Source organism: Limnohabitans sp. TEGF004, from assembly GCF_027924965.1.
Taxonomy (GTDB): Bacteria; Pseudomonadota; Gammaproteobacteria; order Burkholderiales; family Burkholderiaceae_C; genus Limnohabitans.
In genome coordinates, this window is the sequence record NZ_AP027056.1 from 295,455 (window position 1) to 310,797 (window position 15,343).

At 58.2% G+C, this 15,343-nt stretch carries 17 protein-coding genes; 5 read left to right on the plus strand and 12 right to left on the minus strand.

Annotated features, from left to right (window positions below):
• Nucleotides 1–12 precede the first annotated feature (12 nt).
• From LINBF2_RS01605 to gspG, 10 genes are read right to left on the minus strand one after another with little or no spacing between them, the layout of a single operon-like run.
• Complete coding sequence (locus LINBF2_RS01605; protein WP_281889901.1) at nucleotides 13–1,401, minus strand: ATPase, T2SS/T4P/T4SS family; 1,389 nt, start codon at nucleotides 1,399–1,401, stop codon at nucleotides 13–15.
• Nucleotides 1,402–1,403: 2 nt separating this feature from the next.
• Nucleotides 1,404–3,617, minus strand: a complete 2,214-nt coding sequence (gspD, locus tag LINBF2_RS01610) for a type II secretion system secretin GspD (protein WP_281889903.1) — start codon at nucleotides 3,615–3,617, stop codon at nucleotides 1,404–1,406.
• Nucleotides 3,618–3,622: 5 nt separating this feature from the next.
• Nucleotides 3,623–4,462 carry a type II secretion system protein N gene (gene gspN / locus LINBF2_RS01615; RefSeq protein ID WP_281889905.1) on the minus strand — a complete coding sequence of 280 codons (840 nt, stop codon included), beginning with the start codon at nucleotides 4,460–4,462 and terminating at the stop codon, nucleotides 3,623–3,625.
• Nucleotides 4,463–4,471: 9 nt separating this feature from the next.
• Nucleotides 4,472–5,014, minus strand: coding sequence for a type II secretion system protein GspM (gene gspM, locus LINBF2_RS01620; protein ID WP_281889907.1), 543 nt, complete (start codon nucleotides 5,012–5,014; stop codon nucleotides 4,472–4,474).
• Complete coding sequence (gene gspL / locus LINBF2_RS01625; protein ID WP_281889909.1) at nucleotides 5,011–6,204, minus strand: type II secretion system protein GspL; 1,194 nt, start codon at nucleotides 6,202–6,204, stop codon at nucleotides 5,011–5,013. The genes gspM and gspL overlap by 4 nt, the downstream gene beginning before the upstream one ends.
• A gap of 7 nt (nucleotides 6,205–6,211) precedes the next feature.
• Nucleotides 6,212–7,162 (minus strand): type II secretion system minor pseudopilin GspK, encoded by a 951-nt coding sequence (gene gspK, locus LINBF2_RS01630; RefSeq protein ID WP_281889911.1) that lies wholly within the window; start codon nucleotides 7,160–7,162, stop codon nucleotides 6,212–6,214.
• Nucleotides 7,159–7,866 carry a prepilin-type N-terminal cleavage/methylation domain-containing protein gene (locus LINBF2_RS01635; RefSeq protein WP_281889912.1) on the minus strand — a complete coding sequence of 236 codons (708 nt, stop codon included), beginning with the start codon at nucleotides 7,864–7,866 and terminating at the stop codon, nucleotides 7,159–7,161. The genes gspK and LINBF2_RS01635 overlap by 4 nt, the downstream gene beginning before the upstream one ends.
• Nucleotides 7,866–8,264 (minus strand): type II secretion system minor pseudopilin GspI, encoded by a 399-nt coding sequence (gene gspI, locus LINBF2_RS01640; RefSeq protein WP_281889914.1) that lies wholly within the window; start codon nucleotides 8,262–8,264, stop codon nucleotides 7,866–7,868. The genes LINBF2_RS01635 and gspI overlap by 1 nt, the downstream gene beginning before the upstream one ends.
• Nucleotides 8,261–8,752 (minus strand): prepilin-type N-terminal cleavage/methylation domain-containing protein, encoded by a 492-nt coding sequence (locus LINBF2_RS01645; protein WP_281889916.1) that lies wholly within the window; start codon nucleotides 8,750–8,752, stop codon nucleotides 8,261–8,263. The genes gspI and LINBF2_RS01645 overlap by 4 nt, the downstream gene beginning before the upstream one ends.
• Before the next feature lie 20 nt (nucleotides 8,753–8,772).
• Nucleotides 8,773–9,213, minus strand: a complete 441-nt coding sequence (gene gspG, locus LINBF2_RS01650) for a type II secretion system major pseudopilin GspG (protein WP_104796604.1) — start codon at nucleotides 9,211–9,213, stop codon at nucleotides 8,773–8,775.
• Between the two features lie 49 nt (nucleotides 9,214–9,262).
• Between gspG and LINBF2_RS01655 the strand changes: the two genes are divergently transcribed.
• On the plus strand, nucleotides 9,263–9,730 hold the full coding sequence (locus tag LINBF2_RS01655) for a general secretion pathway protein C (RefSeq protein ID WP_281889919.1): 468 nt from the start codon (nucleotides 9,263–9,265) through the stop codon (nucleotides 9,728–9,730).
• Here the strand turns inward: LINBF2_RS01655 and ilvA are convergent, their stop codons facing one another.
• Nucleotides 9,731–11,320, minus strand: a complete 1,590-nt coding sequence (gene ilvA, locus LINBF2_RS01660) for a threonine ammonia-lyase, biosynthetic (protein WP_281889921.1) — start codon at nucleotides 11,318–11,320, stop codon at nucleotides 9,731–9,733. It lies immediately after the preceding gene.
• 169 nt (nucleotides 11,321–11,489) lie between these two features.
• Between ilvA and LINBF2_RS01665 the strand changes: the two genes are divergently transcribed.
• The gene (locus LINBF2_RS01665) at nucleotides 11,490–11,939 is read left to right on the plus strand and encodes an OsmC family protein (protein ID WP_281889923.1); all 450 of its coding nucleotides are present in this window, start codon (nucleotides 11,490–11,492) and stop codon (nucleotides 11,937–11,939) included.
• Between the two features lie 8 nt (nucleotides 11,940–11,947).
• Here LINBF2_RS01665 and coq7 read toward each other — a convergent pair whose 3' ends face one another.
• On the minus strand, nucleotides 11,948–12,577 hold the full coding sequence (coq7, locus tag LINBF2_RS01670; RefSeq protein WP_281889925.1) for a 2-polyprenyl-3-methyl-6-methoxy-1,4-benzoquinone monooxygenase: 630 nt from the start codon (nucleotides 12,575–12,577) through the stop codon (nucleotides 11,948–11,950).
• Between the two features lie 259 nt (nucleotides 12,578–12,836).
• Here coq7 and LINBF2_RS01675 point away from each other — a divergent pair, with 259 nt between their 5' ends.
• The 3 genes from LINBF2_RS01675 to LINBF2_RS01685 all read left to right on the plus strand — a co-directional run bounded on the left by LINBF2_RS01675 (nucleotide 12,837) and on the right by LINBF2_RS01685 (nucleotide 15,333).
• Nucleotides 12,837–13,898 (plus strand): porin, encoded by a 1,062-nt coding sequence (locus tag LINBF2_RS01675; protein WP_281889927.1) that lies wholly within the window; start codon nucleotides 12,837–12,839, stop codon nucleotides 13,896–13,898.
• Nucleotides 13,899–14,061: 163 nt separating this feature from the next.
• Nucleotides 14,062–14,736, plus strand: coding sequence for an ABC transporter ATP-binding protein (locus LINBF2_RS01680; RefSeq protein WP_281891262.1), 675 nt, complete (start codon nucleotides 14,062–14,064; stop codon nucleotides 14,734–14,736).
• A 3-nt stretch (nucleotides 14,737–14,739) separates the two neighbouring features.
• Complete coding sequence (locus LINBF2_RS01685) at nucleotides 14,740–15,333, plus strand: energy-coupling factor transporter transmembrane component T (RefSeq protein ID WP_281889929.1); 594 nt, start codon at nucleotides 14,740–14,742, stop codon at nucleotides 15,331–15,333.
• Nucleotides 15,334–15,343 lie beyond the last annotated feature (10 nt).

Genomic DNA, 15,343 nt, shown 5'->3' on the forward strand with positions numbered 1-15,343 from the left:
GGTCGCAGGGACTTAGTCGCGGGTGACGCGAATCAGTTCTTCGCGGGTGGAAATGCCTTGGCGCACCAAACGTTCGCCATCGTCACGCATCAGCGTCATGCCGTTACGCAAAGCCGCCTCGCGCAGTTGCGCTTCGCTGGCTTGGTTATGGATGAGGGCGCGGATGTCGTCATTGGTGGTGAGCAATTCAAAAATGCCAGTGCGGCCTTGGTAGCCGCTTTGGCCGCACACCTCACACCCCTTGCCAGAGCAATGCGTACACGTCTTGCGTAGCAAGCGTTGGGCCAAAACGCCCAAGAGCGACGAGCTGAGCAAGAAGGGCTCTACGCCCATGTCGGTCAATCGGGTGATGGCGCTGGCCGCATCGTTGGTGTGCAGCGTGGCCAACACCAAGTGGCCGGTGAGCGAGGCTTGAATGGCGATTTGCGCGGTTTCGTAATCGCGAATTTCACCAATCATGATGATGTCTGGGTCTTGGCGCAGGATGGCGCGCAGAGCTTTGGCAAAGTCCAAATCAATCTTGGGGTTGACCTGTGTTTGGCCCACGCCAGCCAGCTCGTATTCAATCGGATCTTCCACCGTCATGATGTTATTGCGTGTGGCGTCTAGCCCTTGCAATGCGGCGTATAGCGTGGTGGTTTTGCCCGAGCCCGTGGGGCCAGTCACCAAGATGATGCCGTGGGGCTGATGCACCAGTGCTTCAAAGCGGCGCAGAGTTTCGCCTTCCATGCCCACGGCTTGCAGCGTGAGTTTGCTTTCTGTTTTGTCGAGCAAACGCAGCACGGCGCGTTCACCATGCGCACTGGGCAGGGTGGACACGCGAACGTCAATCGCGCGTTGGCCAAGGCGCAGCGAAATGCGACCGTCTTGCGGCAAACGCTTTTCAGCAATGTCCAACTCGGCCATGATCTTCAGGCGCGAAATCAGCGCAGCATGCAACGCACGGTTGGGCTGCACCACTTCGCGCAGCGTGCCGTCCACACGGAAGCGCACGCTGCTGTGGCGCTCATACGGTTCGATGTGAATGTCGCTTGCGCCATCGCGCGCGGCTTGCGTCAGTAGCGCGTTGAGCATGCGGATGATGGGTGCGTCGTCTGCGGCTTCGAGCAAGTCTTCCACGGCGGGCAGCTCTTGCATCATGCGCGTGAGGTCGGCGTCGCTTTCGACTTCGCTCACCACGGCGGCGGCGTTGCTGTCGGCTTGTGCATAGGCTTCGCTGATGCGTTTGGCCAGCGTGGCTTTGTCGGTGTATTCAAACGACTGCACCGCGTGGCGACGGGTCACTTCGCTCCACGCGCTCAGGTCGGGCGCGTCGCTGTGCCACAGCGTGAGCGTGTGGCCATCGTCCTCCAGCAAGAGCTGGTGGGTGCGGGCAAAGGCGTAGGGCAGCGGGCGGCGCATGTTTATTGGGCGGGTGTGGCGGCTGGCACGGCAGACTGAGGCGTGTCTGCTTGGCTGCTGCCAGAAGCCTTGGGTTCTTCTTTGGGCTTAGGCACGGGCGCGGGGGGCAAGACAGGCGCATTGCCAGAGCCCAGGATGGGGTTGAAGCCAGGCTGCGCGTTTTGTTGCATGCCCATCATTTGTTGGTAGCGGTTGTTGCTGAGCGCATCCGAAGCCGCCGCATCACGCATGACGACGGGACGCAAGAACACCATCAAGTTTTTTTTGGTTCGCGTACGGCTTTCGCTCTTGAACAGCCAGCCAATGACAGGGATATCGCCAAACAACGGCACTTGACTCGCACCGCCAGAGTACTCGTCGGATAACAAACCACCCAGCACGATGATGGAGCCATCGTCAACCAGCACATTCGATTCGATGCTGCGCTTGTTGGTGATCAGGCCAGTAGATGAACCCACAGAGTTGGGCACGACGCTAGACACTTCTTGGAAGATGGTGAGCTTGACGGTACCGGTCTCGCTGATTTGTGGTTTGACCTTGAGGGTCAAGCCCACGTCTTTGCGTTCCACGGTTTGGAACGGATTGACCGAGCCGTTGGTCGTGTTGTTGTTGGTGTACTGGCCTGTGACGAAAGGTACGTTTTGACCCACGACGATCTTGGCTTCTTCGTTGTCGATGGTGAGCAAGGTTGGTGTGGACAGCACATTGCCATCACCGTTTTGTTGCAAGAACGTGGCCAAGCTGCTCAGCACATAAGTGCCATTGATTTGTCTCGCGTTTCCAATGTTCAGTCCACCACCCAATGCGCTGAGTGCCGCTGCACCGCCTGAGGCACCGATGATGTTGCCTTGTCCAATCGTCGTGCTGATTGGGTTATTGAAATTGGTGCCAATGATGCCAATGTTGCCGCCCGATTGGCCTGTGGCGGTTTGCCACTGAATGCCCATTTGCGCCGCTTTGTCGGCATTCACTTCGGCAATCAAACTCTCCACCATCACTTGCGCGCGACGTTGGTCGAGCATGTCAATCACGGCGCGCAGTTGGCGGTACTGTGGTTCGGGGGCTGTGATGATGAGTGAGTTGGTGGCCGTGTCGGCTTGAATTTGTCCGCCCGTTGCAGAACCACTGACAGTGGCTGTGCTGCCCAAGGTGCTACCGGCTGTTGCAGATGCAGGTGTTGCTGCTGTGGGGTTGGCTGCAGCGGTGCCCATCGGTGATGAACTACCTGCGCCGCCTGTGGCTTGGCCGCTGACCGCTGCACGCAAGGTGGTAGCCAGTTTGGTGGCGTCCGCATTTTTCAAATACACCACATGGATGTTGCCGCTGGGGTTGGTGCCACCGGGTTGATCCAGCTTGGCGACCAAAGATTTGACCAAGGCCACACGTGCAGGATTGGCTGCACGCAAGATGAGGGTGTTGCTGCGTGGCTCAGCCAGCAGCGTGGTTTTGTATTCGGCACCGGTTTGACCTGGGGTGGCGGGCGCTTGCGCAGTGTTGCTGCCCGATTCCACCAAACGCAACACCAAGGGTGCCAAGTCCACCGCGATGGCGTGCTTGAGTTGGATCACTTCCACATCACTGGCGTTGGACACATCCAGCGTGGCGATGATGCGGGCCATGCGCTGCAGGTTGTCGGCGTAGTCAGTGATGATGATGGAGTTGTTGCCGGGGTTGACGTTGATGGTGTTGTTGGGGCTGATGAGCGGGCGCAACACGGGCACCAAGTTATTGGCTTGCTCAAAGTTGAGCTTGAAGATGTGCGTGACGATTTGGCCGCTGCCTGAGCCGCCGATGCCATTTTGAATTTCTTGCACATTGCCGCCTTGCAGCTTTGCATCGGCCTCGGGCACGATTTTGTAGAGGCCCTTGGTCTCGACCATGGCAAAGCCTTGCAAGCGCAAGGCTGACAAAAACTGGCTCCATGCTTCGTTGGGTGAGACCGGCAACTCGGTGGTGAGGTTGATCGTGCCTTTGACGCGTGGGTCCACCACCAAGTTGCGATTGGAGAGCGTGGCCAAGGTGCGTGCCACAGACTCAATCTCAGCATTTACAAAGTTGAGTGTGATGGGCTGCTGTTGTGCGGTGGCTTTTTTGGCAGGCGGCGCGGCGTGTGCGGGTGACACGCCGAGTAACGCAGGTGCGAGGCTCAAACCTAGACTCAGATGAATGGCAAGTGCCAAAGCAGAGGGTTGGAGATAAGTGTGTTGCTTAGCCATACGCGTTAACCCATTTTCAAAATCGACTTGGCACCTTGACGTTGGCCAAGGATGTTCAATAAATTAGAGAGCGCTGCTTCTGCATCAGGCGCGGCTCTGGCCTCGCCATTGAAGCGCATGCGCCCATTGTGTAGTTGGCCCGTGCCCTGCAAGAGCAAGCTGCCTTCCAGTGTGTCCAGCGTCAGTGCCACGCCCTCACCGCCTTGCACGCGAACACGGTAAGTGCCCAAGGGGCGCAGCGTAGACAAGCGCGTTGACAGCTGTTGCAGTTGCAGCTCAGCTTGACCTTGTAATTGTTCCGAGCCCGCTTGCTGGGACCATTGCAGCTGCGTGGTGTGCAGTTGCATTTGGCCCTCGGGCTGAATGGTGTTCCACGGCGCACCCAAACCCACCAGCCAGCTGGCGGGCCAGTTGGACGTGTGGTCGCTGACCTGCACGCGCACGCCGCGCCACATGGGTGAGACATCCACACGCACGGGTTGTGGTGTGCAACACGCAGAGGCTACGGTGGCGCTGAGGGTGGGGCGCCAGTTGGCCCAGTCGAGGCGAGGGCCAAGTTGCCATGTCACGCGCGTGGGTAAGGATGTGGTGTTGGCGGGGCGCGCCATGTTGGCAGTGGTCCCGATGTTGAGCGGGCCTTCGTTGAGCACCCATTGCGCCGAACCATTCCACACGGTGCCTTGTGCGTCGGGCAACAACACGCGCTCACCGCTGGCTTGCTCAATGGCGTGCGTCAGCCAATGCGCAGGGGCTTGGGTGATGAAGGCCAGCGCTAAGCCCAAACCCGCACCTGTCCAAGCCCAGCGTCGGCTGGTGTTGGGGGCGAGGGCTGGATGGCGTTGCATGGTGTCGTTTTAGTTGGCCGTTGCGCCACGGTTGGGTAGGCTCAACACGAGGTTGCCGTCCCACACCACGACATTCGCATTGCTAACAGGCGTTGTAGGGGGCGTTGTGCTTGCTGTGCCGGTGGTGTTGCGCGTCAAGTGCGCTTCCACAGGCAAAGCCTGTGCTTGGCTGCGTGCTTGTGTCAACCAGTTCGCCAAGGCGGGGGCCGGCACTGCTTTGAGTTGCACGGTCACGCGGTCGCCTTGTACGTTGAGTTGCATTTGCGTGCCAGGGGTGAGGCTTTGCAAACTGCGCAGCGCTTCATCGCGAGAGAGGGGTGTGCGCGCTTTCAGCGCTTGTTCCTGCGCTTGCAAAGCCAGCATGTGGGCTTGTTGTTGGCCGATGTGCGCGCGTCGGTTGTCGCTGTCGCGCAAGGTGTTGAGCGCAGGGGCAATGGCGATGGACCAAAACAACAACACGCCAAGCAATGCACCCAACACAGAGACGCCACGTTGTTCACGCGGGCTCAAAGCTTGCCAGCGGGCTTGTGCCTGTGCGCGAAGTTCTTTCATTTCACGCCCTCCGCTTGCAACACCCATGTGTCGTTGCCGTCTTGGCGCAGGCTCAAGCCTTGAGCTTTGAGGCGCGCCATGCCCGCCGCGTTGCTGTCGAGCGCAACGCCTTGTACGCGCAGCGCATGGTTGGCAAAGTGAATTTGCTGTGGTGTTTGTCCTGCGGGCAGCACACCTGCCAAAGCAGCGAGCAAGGGCTCAAAGTCGGTGCTAGAAGCCGCGCCTGATTTTTGTTGCAACACATCCACCTCGCGTTGCATTTGCAGCGGCGCGTCGATGACCAAGGTCACAGATGGGAATGTGGTTTTCAAGATGTTTTGCAGCGAGGCTTGTTGCGCGTTTAAAGCGCTGCGTTCGCGCCAAGCCAGTGCATTGAGCCCCAACACTTGCAACGCGACCAGCGCCACCAGGCCCCAGCGCACAAGTTGCCATGCAGGGGCATGCAACACTGTTTGCCATGCGGCCAGCGCTTGGCGCTGCAAGCGTTGTGTGCGGCCTTGTGCCCATTCACCTTGTGCCAAATCCCAATCCGACTGGCTGGACTTGACCCAGCGCTGCGCCGCGCTTTGCAGCATGGGTTGGCGTTGCAAGGTGCTTTGCACACGCGCCACCATGGCGGGCTCGGCTTGAATTTGTAAATCGTCTTGGCTCAGCTCGGCAAAAGCGCGCCACTGGGCGGTGTTGGGCGGCAGCAGCGTCACACCGTGTGCGTGACACAGCACGCTTTGCGATTGATCAGGCTCGCCCATCACCTGCAACACGGGTGTGTCGCTGGGGGACAACTCACAGACGATGCGTTGCACGGTCAGGCCCGCAGCTTGCAAAGGGGCGAGGGCGTCACGCAGCCATTGCTTGTCGCACACGGCCACCAAGGTTTCACCACCGCTGCGTGCGATCTGCTCAGTGTCTGGGGCAAGCACAAGGTGCAGTTGTTGCGGGTCGTCGAGCAAGCGGTCTTCCAACAAACCATGCAACACGCTTTGCAAACGTGGGCCGTGGCTGGCAGGAGGCAGTTGCAGGCGCAGCCAGGCCAAGCGGCTGTGTGGCACCACGGCCACCACTTCGCCCGCGTGCGCAGACAGCGTGGCCGCGGCCCCCGTGGCGCTGCGCAACACCGCATGCCCGTCTGAGTGAACGTGGGCATAGCCAGTGTTGGCGTTGGCAGAGTGGGGGAGCGCGATGATCAGCATGGATTTGTCATTGTAGAGAGCCAGATTCGCGCCAAAGCACCTTCAAATCTTGGCCTTCGCGCTGCACCAACGAGCGCTCTTGCAGTGTGGTTTGCGGCATCCGAAGGCGGCCCAGCACTTCAAAGTAACGGGTGTTGACGCTGTGTGTGTCGCTCAAGCTGACGGTGCGGCCCAGCGCTTTTTGAAACGCGTCGATGCTGGCCCAGTGTTGCCGTTCGCGCTGTTGTACCAAGCGTTGTGCGTCAGACAGGCTCAGGCCTGGCACGCTGGCGTACAGCACCTGCACACTGGCGGTGTTGACGTTGACGGTCGTGCGATTAGGCAGCACGGTGATGTGGGGGCTCAGGGTTTGCAAGGCTTGAGGTGTCAATCCGAACCAGCTGAGTTGGCCCACGCGTTGGGGCATCAAAGGTGAATTGCTGTTTTGCTTTTGTGCCGCCAGCAGACCTTGGGTGAGTAAGCTGAGCTGCGCGGGTGGGACGCCCAGTGCGTCAAACAAGCGCTCAAACGCGAGCACGATTTTCCCATCGAGCTGTTCGCCTTGCAGCAAATTGGTCACGTTGAGGCGGCCTTGCAGATCGCTCACAGCACCCGACAAAAGCACTTGGCGTGCAAATTTTTCATCGTCGATGGTGTTGCCTGTGCCATCGGGTAACGCCGCTAAGAAGCTAGACAAACGCGCTTCTTGCAGTGGCACGGCCCAAGGCTCGGCCAAGTGGTCGGTGGGTGCGCTGGCATCGCCCGCTCGCGCGTCTTCGCGCAAGATGACACGTGCCCAATCCAGCGCGCCTGTGAGCAGCCAGCGTGCTTGCGTGCGTTGACGCTCTGCGCCTTCGACCTCAACGGATTTCCATTGCTGCCACAACGCGCCTGCGGCAAACGTGGCGACCAACGCCACGGTGAGCATGGCGGCCAGCAGGGCTGCACCGCGTTGTGGGGTGTGTGCGCCTTGCTTCATGTTTTGGTGTTGCTGAAGTTAGGGCGCACCCAGTCGAGGGTGATGCGGCCACGCACGCCAGTGCTGGTGGGCAGATCGATTTGCAGGCGGATGGCGTCGGGCAGTGCGCCTTGGCCAGTGCTGTTGGTTTGCGGCGTGCCGCCCACCGCGTTGTTGTTTGTATCGCTGTTGCCTGCGCTGGAGAGTGGGTTGGTCCAAGCATTGCCACGGAAGTAGGTGAGCTGCCAAGTGTCCAGCGGGATCAGCGAAGTTTCAAACGCGGCGTCATCGGCGCTTGGGTTTTGTCCCCAGCGCTCCGCGTTGGCCCATGCTTGCTGCAAAGCCGCACGCGTTTGCAAGGGGGCTGATTGCCAACGCAGCCATTGGTTGCCGCGCAGCGTCCATGCCACCACCCACAGACCTGCATCAGCGCCATCGGCGCGCCAAGCGGTGGCGCGGCGCGTGATGCGCAGTGTGCGGCCATCCCACAACACGCCTGCGTCGGCGATGCTGGGCACGGGCTGCACGGCATTGAGGTCGGCTTGCCATTGGGCGAGCACGGTTTGCAGCACGGCAGTTTTATCTACCTGTGCTTGCGTGATATCGCGGCTGCGCATGAGGCTGTCCAACCCACGCCAGCTCAAGCCCGCCAGCACCGCCATGAGGGTGATGGCGATGAGTAGCTCGATGAGTGTGAAGCCGCGTTGGCCCTTGGCGTTTGTCATCAGTAACGCCCCAACACGGTGGTGATGTTGAGCACGGGCGTGGCTGCGTCAAACACTTGCGCATCGACACGGCGAAACGCGGGGTTGGGCGTGGTGCGCACGGTCAGCGCCACTTCAAAGTTGCGCTCGGCTTGCGGGCAGGGCACACGCGAGTCACCCACGCCTGGCAGTTGCTGCGAGAGGCGCAGTTGGTTGAGTGCGTTGTCAGCGCAAATTTGTGCCAGCAACACATCGGCTTGGCGCTGTGCGTTGCGCGTGAGCGCGCCGCTGACTTTGAGCCCACTCATCAGCGCGATGGACACGATGGCGAGTGCCACCAACACCTCAATCAAGGTGAAGCCGCGTGAGCTTTGGCTGCGCGTGACAGTGGGTGTGCGTGGCGTGTCTTGCAAGCTCATGGCACAACCTGAAAGGGGCGCAACCCGTCTGTACCAATGCTCAGCGTGGGGGCTGGCTTGGCGCTGTTGCTGGTTGCCACGCTCAGCGTGATGCGAGCAGGCGCGAGGATGGGCTCAGGGCCGAGCAGCACCAAGTTGGTTGGTGTGGTGTTGTTCGTGGCTGTACTGATCGCCGCTTGTGTGCCAGTGGTCAGCCATGTTTCTGTCCGTGTCGCAATGGGGCTGGCGGAGTTACTCAGTGCTTGGTTTGGCGCAATTGCGGGTCGAATGACAAAGCCCTCTGCCGTGGGCTGCCAAATCAAAGCCACACCACTGGTGCGTGACTGTGCGCGTGCTGCTTCTAAAACGGCCACCAAGCGTTGGGCCTCACGCTCAAGTTGGGTTTGACTGCTGTCGCGCAGCGACAAGCTCACACCCGCCACGCTGAAGCCGATGATGGCTAGCACCACCAACAGCTCCAACAGGGTGAGGCCTTGCTGGCGCTGCATAGCGGACTTAACGAACAGCTTTATTGCCAGCTGCCGAGGTCGGCGTTTTTGCCTTCGCCACCGGGTTGGCCGTCAGCGCCGAGGGACAGCACATCCACTTCACCCTTTACGCCAGGGTTCATGTATTGGTAAGGGCGGCCCCATGGGTCGTTGGGCAGCTTGTCGATGTAGGGTTTCCAGTTCAGCGGCGTGGGGCCAGCTGTGGGCTTGACCACCAAAGCGTTCAGGCCTTGCTCGGCGGTGGGGTAGTTTTGGTTGTCCAAGCGGTAGAGCTTGAGGGCTTGCATGAGGTTGCCCACATCGGTTTTGGCGGCGGTCACGCGTGCGTCGTCGGCACGGTTGAGCACGTTGGGCACTACGAGTGCGGCGAGCACGCCAATGATGGCGAGCACCACCATCAATTCAATCAACGTGAAGCCACGTTGGCGTTTGGTTTTTTGGGTGGTTTGTTGGGCTTGCATAGGAGGCATTTCAAAGGTTCTCAGTTCAAGGATGAATCATAATCCGCTGATGCTTCGCTACCCCCCTTCATTTGCCACCGTCTTTAGCGCCTCGTCGCACGTGGTGCTGCCCGTTGCCTCGTTGCTGGTGTGGGGTGCTGTGGCGTTTAGTGCGGTCACATGGGGCTTGCGTTGGTCGGCCACGGGCACGAACCCGAGCAATACCACCGCTGCGGCGCAGGCGTTGCCCGAAGTAGATGTGTCTGCCGCAGCTCGCAGCCTAGGCGCTGCACCCGTGCAGGCCGCTGCTGCGCCAACATTGGCCAGCCGTTTTCAGCTGCAAGGTGTGATGGCGGGGGGGCCCGATGCTGGCGCTGCGTTGATTGCGGTGGATGGCAAACCGGCCAAGCCCTTCCGTGTGGGCGCTGTGGTGGCTGATGGTTTGGTGTTGCAGTCAGCAGAAGGGCGACGCATCAGCTTAGGCGCGTCGATGGACGGTCCGCAAGCTTTGCTGCTGGAACTGCCCGCTAAGAAGTAATTAGCGCTGCAAGAACAAACGATAAGCAGGGTTCAGCGTTTCTTCCACAAACGGGTAACCCAAGCCTTCTAAGAAAGCAGTAAACGCTTTGTTATCGGCCTTTGGCACTTGCAAGCCCATCAAGATGCGGCCGTAGTCCGCGCCTTGGTTGCGGTAGTGGAACAGGCTGATGTTCCAGCCTGGGCGCATGGCCAGCAAAAACTTCATCAACGCGCCTGGGCGCTCTGGAAATTCAAAACGCAAGATGCGTTCTTCGTGCGCCAAAGACGAATGCCCGCCCACCATGTGGCGGATGTGTTCTTTGGCCAGCTCGTCGTGGGTGAGGTCAATCGAATCAAAGCCGCTCTTGGTGAAGTGGCTGGCAATCTTGCTGCTTTCACCTTTCACGCCCGTGGTCAAACCCACAAACACGTGGGCCTTGGCTTGGTCGCTCATGCGGTAATTGAACTCGGTCACATTGCGTGGCGACTTGCTGCCGCCAAAGCTGGGCAGCTTGCCAATCAGCTCGCAAAAGCGGCGCAGGCTGCCAGGCTGCTCGGGGATGGTCACGGCAAACAAAGCTTCGCGTTCTTCGCCCACTTCGGCGCGCTCGGCCACAAAGCGCAAGCGGTCGAAGTTCATGTTTGCGCCACACAAAATGGCGGCGTAGGTTTCGCCCTTGGTTTTGTGCTCGGCCACGTATTGCTTGATGGCAGCCACAGCCAATGCACCGGCGGGCTCGACGATGCTGCGGGTGTCCACAAACACGTCTTTGATGGCGGCGCACACGGCATCTGTATCCACGGTGATGTAGCTGTCGACTAAGTTTTTAGACACGCGGAAGGTCTCTTCGCCCACCAGCTTCACCGCTGTGCCGTCAGAGAACAAGCCCACGTCGTTGAGCGTGACGCGTTTGCCTTTGGCTACTGACTGCATCATGGCCGACGAGTCGTCCATTTGCACGCCAATCACTTTGATCTCGGGGCGCACCGCCTTGATGTAGTTGGCCACGCCGCTGATCAAACCACCGCCGCCAATCGCTACAAACACCGCATCCAAATTGTGAATGTTCAGGCCTTGCAACTGGCGCAGCATTTCCATGGCAATCGTGCCTTGGCCTGCGATCACATCGGGGTCGTCAAACGGGTGGACAAACGTCATGCCGTTTTTCTTTTCGAGCGTGAGGGCGTGGGTGTAAGCGTCTGAATAGCTATCGCCTGCTAGCACCACTTCACCACCCAAAGCTTTGACCGCCTCAATCTTCACGCTGGGCGTGGTGGTGGGCATGACGATGATGGCTTTGGTGCCTAGGCGTTTGGCACCCAATGCCACGCCTTGGGCGTGGTTGCCCGCAGAGGCGCAAATGACGCCCTTTTTCAGCTGGGTTGGCGTGAGGTGCGCCATCTTGTTGTACGCGCCGCGCAGCTTGAAGCTGTGCACGGGCTGCTGGTCTTCGCGCTTGAGCAGCACAGTGTTGTGAATGCGGCGGCTCAGGTTCTTAGCCACCTCCAACGCAGATTCAATGGCCACGTCGTACACACGAGCAGTCAATATTTTTTTCAGGTAATCGGCGGGCTGCAGGGCGCGCGCTTTTGGGGTGCGGGTAGACATGGGGTGATTGTCTCTTATGGAAAAAGACGAAAAAAAACCCCGAGTTTTGCAACTCGGGGCATGAATCCACTTTTGAGGGTGGAGGAGACAAGCCCAAATTGTATGCAGATTTTGTTGCGCTGCAACAATTCGCTGACAATTGCTGCATAAATTTATTGGAGAGAAACACATGGAATGCACCGTCAGTTGGACCGGTAACTCAGGCACTCGTTCAGGCATGGGCTTTGTTGCAGAAACAGGCAGCGGCCACGTGGTGGCCATGGATGGCGCACCCGATGTTGCCAAGCCCGAGAACGGCGGCCAAAACTTGGCGCCACGTCCGATGGAGCTGTTGCTGGCGGGCACAGGCGGTTGCACTGCCTATGACGTGGTGCTCATCTTGAAGCGCGGTCGTCATCACGTGCAGGGTTGCAGCGTGAAGATCAGCAGCGAACGCGCCGCCGAAGACCCCAAGGTGTTTACCACCATCAACATGCACTTCACCGTCACAGGTAAGGGTGTGCCCGCTAGTGCGGTGGAACGTGCCATTGCCATGAGCCACGACAAGTACTGCTCTGCCAGCATCATGCTGGGCAAGACCGCTGAAATCACCACCAGCTTTGAGGTGGTGGAGGCTTAAAGCTGGGCTTAGATGCGATGTGCCACGGTCGTCATCACCTGAGAGGCTACTTTCATCAACGCTTTGAACGGTGCGGGTAACTCGGCCGCACCTGCAGCCAAAGCCTCTTTGGCGTGCTGTGCCTCGTCAGTTTTCATTTGCGCCACGATGGCGCGGCTGGGCTCGTCGTTAGCGGGCAACAGCCCAAGGTGGCTTTCTAAATGGGCTTCCACTTGACGTTCAGTTTCCACCACAAACCCAAGGCTCATGCGGTCGCCACCTAGCTTGGCTGCTGCATAGCCAATGCCAAACGCGCCGGCGTACCAAAGCGGGTTGAGTAGGCTGGGGCGTCCGCCTAGCGCTTCTAAACGTTGTTCACACCAAGCCAAGTGATCGGTTTCTTCGTTGCAGGCCGTGGTGAGGTGCTGGCGCAGGGCGTGGTCTTTGGTGGCCAAGGCTTGGGCGGTGTAAAGCGCTTGCGCGCAGACCTCGCCGACGTGGTTTACACGCATTAAGGCTGCTGCATCAGACTTCTCAGCTTCTGTCAGCGGGGTAGGCGTGGGTACCTCGGCCGCCCAAATGGGGGCGGGGCGGTTGGCGTGGTGGCGGGCAAAGACGGTGCGCAAGGCGCTGTCGGCGGCGATAAGTAGAGCATCCATAGGGAGGAAGTTTAAGTTGTGGTGAGGTGCTTTGATCTGTGCAGTTTTAAAACCTTGGTATTTTGAAGATCGTTTATTTATGCGGGTTTGCGAGTGGTATTGGCGTTAGGTGTTGCACAGACGCAACGTAAAAGACGAGTTTTTGACACCTGTCATAGGTTTCTGCAGTGGAGTCTGGTTCAATACGTGCAACTTCCCGAAAACGGAGGTTGGCTCTGGAAAGTCTGGAGCCCCTGTTCAAACCTTGGAGAACCTTGAAATGAAAAAAACCCTCGTTGCTATCGCAGCACTCGCCGCTTTCGGCGCACAAGCTCAATCTACTGTTGGCATCAAAGGTACCTTTGACCCATCTTTGGTCAATCAAGTGACCACATACGGCGGCGGCAACGTGCGCGCTACTACAGCATTGGGCAACAACACCCAAGGCACTTCTCAAGTGACTTTCTTCGGCACTGAAGACATCGGTGGCGGTTTGAAGGCCAACTTCTTGTTGGAAAACGACTTCAACTCAACTACAGATGCGAAGAGCAACTGGGGTAACGCCACAAACGGCGGTGAGACCTATGTTGGCTTGTCTGGTGGTTTCGGTGACTTCAAAGTTGGTGCACCTAACAGCCCATCATTGGACGTTTCTGGCCGTACATCGTTCGGTACAAAAATCGGTTCTGGCTTCTCCACAACCCAAGGCATTGGCGCTCAAGGTTTGGGCCACGTGCGTGAAAACAACCAAGTTGTTTACACATCACCAGCTTTCAGCGGTTTGACATTCAAAGCCGCTGTTGCAGGTAAAGCTATTACCAGCGATGCTACAAACACAAACACAACTGCAGTGACTGCTGCAAACAGCAAAGAAGACATTGGCGTGACATACGTCAACGGTCCCTTGAAAGCTGTTTTGGTGAACTATCGCCAAGCGAACGTGTACAAGCAAACTCACGGTTATGTGTCTTACACATTGGGCCAGTTGACCGCCACTTACGGTTTCAACCGTGACGAGCGTTTGGCTGCGGTGACTGGTGCTGCTGGCGCTGCTGCTGGCACAGGTAAGATCGGCGTTGTGGCAGGTAAATTGTCTGGCCAGAACGTGAACGTTGCTTACGCAATGGGCGCTACAACTTTGATGGCTAACGTTGGTCGTTTGGATGACAAGACCACTAATAACTACGATGTCAAAATCTCTGCAGTCGGCGCCAAGTACGACCTGAGCAAGCGCACCAGCGTCTACGCACGTTACATCAAGCAGACCATCGATACGACAACTGATGCTTTGATGGCCAAAGAGCAAAAAACCACAGCTGTTGGTTTGCAACACAACTTCTAATCCCCACGCTGGCTTAGTCAGTTAAGGATTTAAAAGTCTAAAACCCCATCGTGGCAACACGGTGGGGTTTTTTCATGCTGTTTGGCTCCGTCGATAATCTAGTTTTTTAGAACATGTGCGCATGCCCTTAGCTTTCAAAACACCAGCGAAACTTTTAGCCAGCATGCCTATTGCGCTTGATGGAGTGACATTGCTGCGTGGCAACACCACTGTGTTTCAGTCTTTGACCTTGGGTCTGAATGAATCTCGCATTGGCCTCATTGGTGACAACGGGGCCGGTAAAAGCAGCTTATTTCGTTTGATCTGCGGCCTTGATCTTGCGCAATCAGGGCAAGTGCACGTGCCTGTCGCGGCTGATCGTGCTGCTCCGGCTGTGGGCATGATGTTTCAAAACCCCGATGAACAAATCATCTTTCCGACCGTGGAGGAAGAGCTGGCTTTGAGCCTGCGTCATTTGCGTTTGTCTCGCACCGAGACGCAAACCCATGTACGCACTTGGTTAGCAGCACGAGGCTTGGCAGATTGGGCCCCACGCGCCATTGGCAGCCTGAGCCAAGGCCAACGCCAACACGTGTGTTGGTTGGCGCTACTGATTGGTGCGCACCAAACGCTCTTGTTAGACGAACCCTTTTCCAGCCTCGACCTGCCCGGACAAGCTGTGCTACGCAAAGAGATTGCAACCGTGCCACAACAAGTCATTGTGTCCACCCATGTGTTGGACCATGTCCGCCACTTTGAACGGGTCATTTGGTTAGACAAAGGCTGTGTTCGTGCCGATGGGCTGGGCGCAGACGTGTGTGCGCAATACGAAGCGGATGTGTCCGCGCGGATGGGTTAAGTAATGGGCAGCCTTTACAGCGATGACCCCACTTGGCTGCATCGTCTGCCTGCAGCCATCAAGCTGGCTTTTTTGGCGTTGCTGGGGACTGGTGTTTTTCTGACGAACGAGCTGGTTGTCTTGTCAGTCAGCGCGGCTTGTTGTTTGGTCATTTTTGTCTCACTAGGTAGAGCGGCGACACGCGTTAAGCCTTTGCTGATGGGCTTGGCGTTTGCCAGTGTGTTGATCGGTTTGTTTCATGTTTACATGCAACAGCCAATGGTGGGGGCCATCAGTGTGCTGCGCTTGATCAGCACCACCTTGATGGGCATTGCGCTCACACTCACCACGCGCCACACGGACTTGTTAGCTGTTTTTGCGTGGCTGCTCAGCCCCTTGCGATTTTTGGGCGTTGAGACCGAACGCTTATCGTTACAAGTGGCATTGATGCTGCGCTTCACTGAGCATTTCTTCGTGCTCTGGCGTCGTTTGGACGATGCACACCGCTTGCGCACGGGCAAGGCGGGCGGTTTTAAAATACTTGCTCCACTCACCATTCAAATGTTGGTTGCCGCTAGACGCGTGGCTGACACACTGCACGTGCGGTTTCGCCGTTAACGCGATGACT

Excerpts from the sequence above, each read along its gene's own strand:
- LINBF2_RS01605 (WP_281889901.1), bottom strand. The coding sequence starts at position 1,401 with ATGCGCCGCCCGCTGCCCTACGCCTTTGCCCGCACCCACCAGCTCTTG.
- gspD (WP_281889903.1), bottom strand. The coding sequence starts at position 3,617 with ATGGCTAAGCAACACACTTATCTCCAACCCTCTGCTTTGGCACTTGCC.
- gspN (WP_281889905.1), bottom strand. The coding sequence starts at position 4,462 with ATGCAACGCCATCCAGCCCTCGCCCCCAACACCAGCCGACGCTGGGCT.
- gspM (WP_281889907.1), bottom strand. The coding sequence starts at position 5,014 with ATGAAAGAACTTCGCGCACAGGCACAAGCCCGCTGGCAAGCTTTGAGC.
- gspL (WP_281889909.1), bottom strand. The coding sequence starts at position 6,204 with ATGCTGATCATCGCGCTCCCCCACTCTGCCAACGCCAACACTGGCTAT.
- gspK (WP_281889911.1), bottom strand. The coding sequence starts at position 7,162 with ATGAAGCAAGGCGCACACACCCCACAACGCGGTGCAGCCCTGCTGGCC.
- LINBF2_RS01635 (WP_281889912.1), bottom strand. The coding sequence starts at position 7,866 with ATGACAAACGCCAAGGGCCAACGCGGCTTCACACTCATCGAGCTACTC.
- gspI (WP_281889914.1), bottom strand. The coding sequence starts at position 8,264 with ATGAGCTTGCAAGACACGCCACGCACACCCACTGTCACGCGCAGCCAA.
- LINBF2_RS01645 (WP_281889916.1), bottom strand. The coding sequence starts at position 8,752 with ATGCAGCGCCAGCAAGGCCTCACCCTGTTGGAGCTGTTGGTGGTGCTA.
- gspG (WP_104796604.1), bottom strand. The coding sequence starts at position 9,213 with ATGCAAGCCCAACAAACCACCCAAAAAACCAAACGCCAACGTGGCTTC.
- LINBF2_RS01655 (WP_281889919.1), top strand. The coding sequence starts at position 9,263 with ATGCTTCGCTACCCCCCTTCATTTGCCACCGTCTTTAGCGCCTCGTCG.
- ilvA (WP_281889921.1), bottom strand. The coding sequence starts at position 11,320 with ATGTCTACCCGCACCCCAAAAGCGCGCGCCCTGCAGCCCGCCGATTAC.
- LINBF2_RS01665 (WP_281889923.1), top strand. The coding sequence starts at position 11,490 with ATGGAATGCACCGTCAGTTGGACCGGTAACTCAGGCACTCGTTCAGGC.
- coq7 (WP_281889925.1), bottom strand. The coding sequence starts at position 12,577 with ATGGATGCTCTACTTATCGCCGCCGACAGCGCCTTGCGCACCGTCTTT.
- LINBF2_RS01675 (WP_281889927.1), top strand. The coding sequence starts at position 12,837 with ATGAAAAAAACCCTCGTTGCTATCGCAGCACTCGCCGCTTTCGGCGCA.
- LINBF2_RS01680 (WP_281891262.1), top strand. The coding sequence starts at position 14,062 with ATGCCTATTGCGCTTGATGGAGTGACATTGCTGCGTGGCAACACCACT.
- LINBF2_RS01685 (WP_281889929.1), top strand. The coding sequence starts at position 14,740 with ATGGGCAGCCTTTACAGCGATGACCCCACTTGGCTGCATCGTCTGCCT.